The sequence below is a fragment of the Psychrobacter sp. A3 genome, assembly GCF_028823565.1.
GTDB classification, from domain to species: Bacteria; Pseudomonadota; Gammaproteobacteria; order Pseudomonadales; family Moraxellaceae; genus Psychrobacter; species Psychrobacter celer.
Window position 1 is genome coordinate 1 of record NZ_JAPEHS010000111.1, and the last position, 6,356, is coordinate 6,356.

Annotated in this window: 6 protein-coding genes and 2 pseudogenes; 7 read left to right on the forward strand and 1 reads right to left on the reverse strand. The window is 38.2% G+C overall.

Annotation, left to right across the window (positions count from 1 at the left end; genetic code table 11):
• The first annotated feature begins 223 nt into the window (after positions 1-223).
• Positions 224-931, forward strand: coding sequence for a signal peptidase II (gene lspA / locus NK638_RS11405; RefSeq protein ID WP_274633106.1), 708 nt, complete (start codon positions 224-226; stop codon positions 929-931).
• Positions 932-1,442: 511 nt separating this feature from the next.
• On the opposite strand, the pseudogene NK638_RS11410 reads toward lspA, so the two are convergent.
• Positions 1,443-1,517, reverse strand: a pseudogene (locus NK638_RS11410) (IS1 family transposase); the annotation flags it as partial.
• Positions 1,518-1,593: 76 nt separating this feature from the next.
• Here NK638_RS11410 and NK638_RS11415 point away from each other — a divergent pair.
• The 6 genes and pseudogenes from NK638_RS11415 to merA form a co-directional block, all read left to right on the forward strand.
• The gene (locus tag NK638_RS11415) at positions 1,594-2,427 is read left to right on the forward strand and encodes a cation transporter (RefSeq protein ID WP_058023794.1); all 834 of its coding nucleotides are present in this window, start codon (positions 1,594-1,596) and stop codon (positions 2,425-2,427) included.
• 626 nt (positions 2,428-3,053) lie between these two features.
• Entirely contained in the window at positions 3,054-3,425 is a 372-nt protein-coding gene (merR, locus tag NK638_RS11420) for an Hg(II)-responsive transcriptional regulator (protein ID WP_033011277.1), read from the forward strand.
• Between the two features lie 187 nt (positions 3,426-3,612).
• The gene (locus NK638_RS11425) at positions 3,613-3,960 is read left to right on the forward strand and encodes a mercuric transporter MerT family protein (protein ID WP_016899520.1); all 348 of its coding nucleotides are present in this window, start codon (positions 3,613-3,615) and stop codon (positions 3,958-3,960) included.
• A 46-nt stretch (positions 3,961-4,006) separates the two neighbouring features.
• Positions 4,007-4,291: a mercury resistance system periplasmic binding protein MerP gene (merP, locus tag NK638_RS11430; RefSeq protein ID WP_008110847.1), complete on the forward strand. Its 285-nt coding sequence runs from the start codon at positions 4,007-4,009 to the stop codon at positions 4,289-4,291.
• Entirely contained in the window at positions 4,291-4,710 is a 420-nt protein-coding gene (gene merC, locus NK638_RS11435) for an organomercurial transporter MerC (protein ID WP_186475527.1), read from the forward strand. Before merP ends, merC begins: the two co-directional genes overlap by 1 nt.
• A gap of 68 nt (positions 4,711-4,778) precedes the next feature.
• Positions 4,779-6,170: pseudogene (merA, locus tag NK638_RS11440) on the forward strand (mercury(II) reductase); the annotation flags it as partial.
• Positions 6,171-6,356 lie beyond the last annotated feature (186 nt).

Here is a 6,356-nt window from a genome sequence, read left to right on the forward strand (position 1 = left end):
AGGCGACTTGTCTGGCAACCCTGTGGTCATTAGTGCCGATCAAAATCAGGCCAATGTTGAAATCAATCAACAGATTCCCTAATAAAAAATTATTACCGTAAGTTTCATAATACCAGAGCGGTAAGTGGAGCCGTTTATGAAAGTGGCGCGATTAATAATCGTATACCAAAAACATATACGTTTAACATTGTTCATTGTATAAACATAGATAAAGGAAACAACTATGACTGAATCTACCGACAGATTAGATAGTACTAAATTGAATAGCGTTGAATCGGCTAGTACTAATATTGCTGACAAGAAGGTACCTATAGCTGTGAGTAGTACTCATCAATCGATTGACTCTAAAACCATAAATCATACGCCTAAAGCTATGTACGTGACTTCAGGCAACTCAATAACACCTAAAGATAAGTTGGACAAAATGCCAAAAATGGTTGCCAATGGCAGTCGCGCTTTTATCTGGTATTTGTTGGCGATAATGGTATTAATACTTGATCAATGGACTAAGTGGTTGGCCCAAACCACATTAGCGTTCAATGACCCCGTACCGGTCATTGAACCATTTCTCAACTGGACTCTCGCTTATAACTATGGGGCAGCATTTAGCTTTTTAGCCAACGCTGGCGGTTGGCAGAAATGGTTTTTCTCAGGCTTAGCTTTTGTAATGGCTATCTTTTTAACGGTTTATTTAATCAAAGCGCCACGTGCAGCCAAGCTATTATCTATGGGGTTGGCCTTAATGCTTGGTGGTGCGATTGGCAACTTAATCGATCGTTTAAGAATTGGTAAAGTGGTTGACTTTATCCATGTGCATTATGCTGATATCTGGAATTATCCTATTTTCAATGTTGCAGATATAGGTGTCTGTGTCGGTGTCGCATTGATTATAATTGACATGATATTTTTAGAAAGTAAGCGTAATAAATAAGCACATTGATGCCGATTATCACAAACAAAATGAACTAGCGTCGTATTCACTCTATACGGAAAAATACTTTTTATACTTGAGTATGTTTATAAAATGTGAACTGGAAGGTAATGTATGACTGGTATAGGTACTCACTCATTTTAGGTCTTAAAACTCAATACTTAAAAGCTCTGCGTAGAGCCATTATTATAGAGACATTGAATAATCCATAAATTCTTTATTGATAATAACAAAAGGAAAATACAGTGTCACAGACTCAGCCAACTATTGAAAAAATTCACAGCCTTAGAAAAAAAACAAGAGACAGCGTTAAAAAGTCTTACCCTTATATAGTCGATACACTCTAAAAATGTCATAGCACTACTGGGATGAATTTTGCGCAGCCTCTGGGAACGCAGCACGCAAGTAAAATTTATACCAGTAGCGCGTTTAAATCCATAACATTTTTACATTCAGCTGACTATAGACTATTAATTGATTAAGAGACCTGTTTTGATAGTGCCCCTCGGGTATAGCTTTTGAAACCATTTTTCTTTATATTGTCACTTAGACAGGCTGGGCATTTGATGTATAGTGTCATTTGCATTTCACTATTTATCAATTTCTCAGCCTGTTTTTTTTCAGCCTACTTTTTGAACCACCACCCGGATATAAATGTAGCTATGAATAAAACAACTTTTAAAATATCGAAGATGGACTGCCCTTCGGAGGAAAACCTAATCCGAATGAAATTAGAGGGCCACTCGAATATTGAACATCTTGAGTTCGACATTCCTAACCGTCAATTAACTGTGTTTCATCATGACAATATAGAAGGGATAGAGACTGCTATTCATGACCTAAAATTAGGAGACACCCTACTCTCGACCGAAACCATTGACCCCTCTGATCCCAACAATAATTTTAAAATTGATGCTGACTCTAGTCACAAAAAAGATGCTGAGCAAAGAAAGCTACTATGGATAGTGCTGGTCATTAACTTTGCTTTCTTTATTATTGAAATGAGCACGGGACTGATTTCTCGTTCGATGGGGTTGGTCGCCGACAGCTTAGATATGTTAGCAGATAGCTTCGTGTACGGAATTAGCTTATTTGCGGTCGGTGGAACGGTCATTAAGAAAAAACGGATTGCTAGAATTGCCGGATATTTTCAAATTACGCTAGCGATTCTTGGTTTTTTAGAAGTACTAAGACGTTTCTTTGGCAATGAGCAGTTACCTGACTTTTCTACCATGATAGTCATATCGATTCTTGCGCTAATTGCAAACTTGATTTGCCTCTATTTACTACAAAAATCGAAAAGCAAAGAAGAAGAAGCCCATATGCAAGCCAGTATGATTTTCACTTCAAACGATGTGATTATCAATTTAGGGGTAATTGTTGCAGGGATTTTGGTTAATTGGTTACACTCTAGTACGCCTGATTTGATTATTGGTAGCATCGTATTTGCTTTAGTTATTCAGGGCGCCTTTAGAATATTGAAGTTGAGTAAGTAGCCAAGCCTAATAACTGAAGCAAATAGCTCAAGTAAGTAGCTTAATTAAACCGCTAAGTGTAAAGTAACTGGGTTTGAAGCAAATAAACATCATAAGGATATGAGACCTCAAGCAATGATTGAACAAACTTTAAATCTAGTCACCACCAAAGACCATCAGCAAGTTGCCGTTTGGCGAATAATAGATGATGAAGTCTTTGATAAGAATCTGGGAGACCTTCCTAAATTTTGTGTAAGTATTTAATCTAAACGTCAGTTACACAGAATCTGGGATGGTCTCTTCAAGTCCTCACTAGGGAACCGCGCATTCTGCGCATAAAGGTACATTATGGTAAATGGTTTTAGATAGAATGATTCGGTTTCATTGGATCCATTGGGGCATACTCATGTAGAACTGCATGTAATAACACTAATTTGGACTTTGATAATGAAAAAGGATAAACCATACATTGTTGTGGTTTAATATTGTTGTAACAACGGTAACTTTACTTATTTAATAGAAGAAAAAACAAAATCAATTAGCGATGTTTAAACTGGTATTCATTGATGGTCACTTTAATTAGATATAAAGTAAGTAAACAAAAAGTCAGTAAGGTAATTGATAACGTGTCTAAACGAACCATAAGTATGTTGGCTAAAGAACTGAGTGTAAATGTCGAAACAATTCGCTTTTATGAACGCAAAGGCTTAATTAAACAACCACCAAAGCCTATGCAGGGCTATAGACATTACCCGAAAGAAACGGTAAATAGAATACATTTTATCAAGCGTTCTCAAGAATTAGGTTTTACGCTAAATGAGATTGAAGGGTTACTTGCGTTAAACGATAGTCCATGTAGTAAAGTACAAGAATTAGCTAATAAAAAACTGATCGCAGTACAAAAAAAGATGGCTGACTTGTTGTTGTTAGAACACGCTTTGGAAGAACATTTAGGACAATGCCAAAATAATGATGACGATAGCCACTGCCCAATAATTGATTCGTTGCAACCGAAGTAAATGATTCACTTAACTACCATTTCCCACTAAAACAGCATATCCAATTTTACTTCTGCGCCTTAATTCAAGTTAGCTTATTCCCCGTATCTGTCGTAGCAGATTATCAAAGATAAATTTTTTATAAATCACCCTTGACTCCGTACTTAGGTACATGCAATACACTTGCATTATCTAATGAGGTATCTATATGAATCAAAAAGAATCAAACCTTCCAATGATAGGAGGCATCATAGCAGCATTAGGCGCAGGCGTATGCTGTGTAGGTCCTTTGCTCCTGTTATTACTTGGGGTAAGTGGCTCATGGATTGGTAATTTAACTGCATTTGAACCCTATAGGCCATTATTTATCGCATTTGTAGTGTTGTTGTTTGGTTACTCAGGTTGGAAAATTTACCGTCCTGTAGAAGAGTGTGAGCCGGGAACGGCCTGTGCAATTCCTAAGAAACAGCAACAACGAAAAGTCATTTTCTGGCTGAGCGCTATAGTTGCGACAATTTTAGTGACCAGTAATTATTGGATACTTTTGTTTGCTTAATATACAGATCAAGAAATTTATAACATTTTAAAATTTGGAGCTAATTATGAAAAAATTATTATTAACCGCACTGCTTTCACTTTCTAGTTTTGGTGCTTTTGCTGAAGTAAAAACAGTTACACTGGAAGTGCCAACGATGAACTGTGCGACATGTCCAATCACAGTTAAAAAGTCATTAGAAAATGTTGATGGCGTTGAAAATGCGAAAGTTACCTACAAGCCTAAGCTAGCTGTTGTTTCTTTTGATGACACTAAAACCAACATCAATGCATTAATTGCAGCGACTACCAACGCTGGCTACCCTTCAAATTTAAAAAGTGAAAATAAGTAATATTTAGCCCCTTAGAACTAGTTACGCGTATCGGAGATAAAGCAGGCTCTATAGGTGCACTTGTTTCGGCAATGGGATGCGCCATGTGTTTTCCCGCGATAGCTAGTCTTGGTGCGGCAATTGGGATGGGATTTCTTAGTCAGTGGGAAGGGGTATTTATCAATACGTTGTTACCACTGTTTGCAGTATTAGCGCTGGTAATGAATATCTTAGGCTGGTTTAGCCATCGTCAATGGCACCGTAGTTTTATCGGTTCAATTGGCCCCATTTTGGTTTTACTCTCTTTATACCCTTGGTTCCAGTACGGGTGGAGTTCATACGTTACTTATACGGGGCTAGGACTAATGGTTGCTGTATCAATTTGGGACATGGTTTCTCCTGCGAATAAACGCTGTGATGATGAAACTTGTACCGCTTAACTTTTTAAGATGAATAAAATATGTCAACGAATAGTTGTTGCTCGCCAAATGACATCCAGCCAGAACAATTACATGTAGCCATTATTGGTAGTGGTTCAGGGGCCTTTGCCAGTGCGATTAAAGCAGCAGAAGGCGGAGCAAGAGTTACTATCATTGAAGGAGCCGATGTAATCGGAGGTTGCTGTGTAAATGTCGGCTGTGTTCCTTCAAAAATATTGATCCGTGCTGCGCAATTAGCGCATCAGCAACGTACTAACCCGTTTGATGGTTTAGAAAATATTCAGCCACAACTTAGCCGCTCCTTATTAGCACATCAGCAAAACGCTCGCGTCGAAGAACTACGCGATGCTAAATATCAACGTATTTTAGAGAGTAATCCCGCGCTATCTTTACTTAAAGGTTATGCACGTTTTAAAAATCAAAATACCTTGCTAGTTCACAAGTCTGATGGTAGTGAAGAAGAGCTGGTTGCAGATCGCATTTTAATTGCAACAGGCTCTACACCAAGCATTCCGCCAATTAAGGGTTTAGTTGATACACCTTATTGGACATCAACAGAAGCCTTATTTGCAGAAGAGTTACCGAGTAGTCTAGTTGTCATCGGCTCCTCCGTTGTTGCTCTGGAAATTGCGCAAGCTTATGCCCGTTTAGGTAGCCGTGTGACAATTCTAGCCAGACATACCCTTTTATATGCTGAAGATCCGTTATTAGGTGAAAAACTGGCAGAGTGCTTTGAAAAAGAAGGTATTAGGGTACTTAATAATACGCAAGCAAGTCATGTTTCTTATGATAGCAATGGTTTTTCATTGGAAACTAACGAAGGAACATTAATCGCTGAAAAATTGCTTATCTCTACGGGTCGCCATGCAAATACTGGAAAGCTTGGTTTAGAAAATGTTGGTGTTGAAACAGATAAAAGTGGTGCCATTGTTGTTAATAGTATGATGGAAACATCAACAGCTAACATTTATGCCGCTGGAGATTGCTCCAATATGCCACAATTTGTTTATGTTGCTGCTGCTGCCGGAAGTAGGGCTGGAATTAATATGACAGGTGGAAATGCGCAACTCGACTTATCTACCATGCCTGCTGTTATATTCACCGACCCACAAGTTGCTACGGTAGGTCTAACCGAAGTACAAGCTTCAGCGGTAGGAATAAATACGATAAGTCGTGTACTTGATATGGAAAACGTACCAAGAGCTTTAGCAAATTTTGAAACGGATGGTTTTATCAAGTTGGTAGCTGAAGAATCCACGGGAAAACTGATAGGCGCACAAATTTTAGCCCATGAAGGCGGAGAACTGATTCAAAGTGCGGCTCTTGCTATTCATAATAAAATGACAGTCGAAGAATTGGCAGGTCAACTATTTCCGTATTTGACGATGGTTGAAGGATTGAAGTTATGCGCTCAAACCTTTAGCAAAGACGTTAAAGAGCTATCTTGCTGCGCAGGGTAATCATTTAACGGTAATGTACTTACAGAAATGTTAATGGAGTGCCATTAATAGCTGTTATTTCAAATAATTTTCTAGCGGTTTTTTCTCAAAATCTGAGACCTTCCTAAATTTTGTGTAAGTATTTAATCTAAACGTCAGTTACACAGAATCTGGGATGGTCTCGGTTTGCTATCTGATCATGTATCG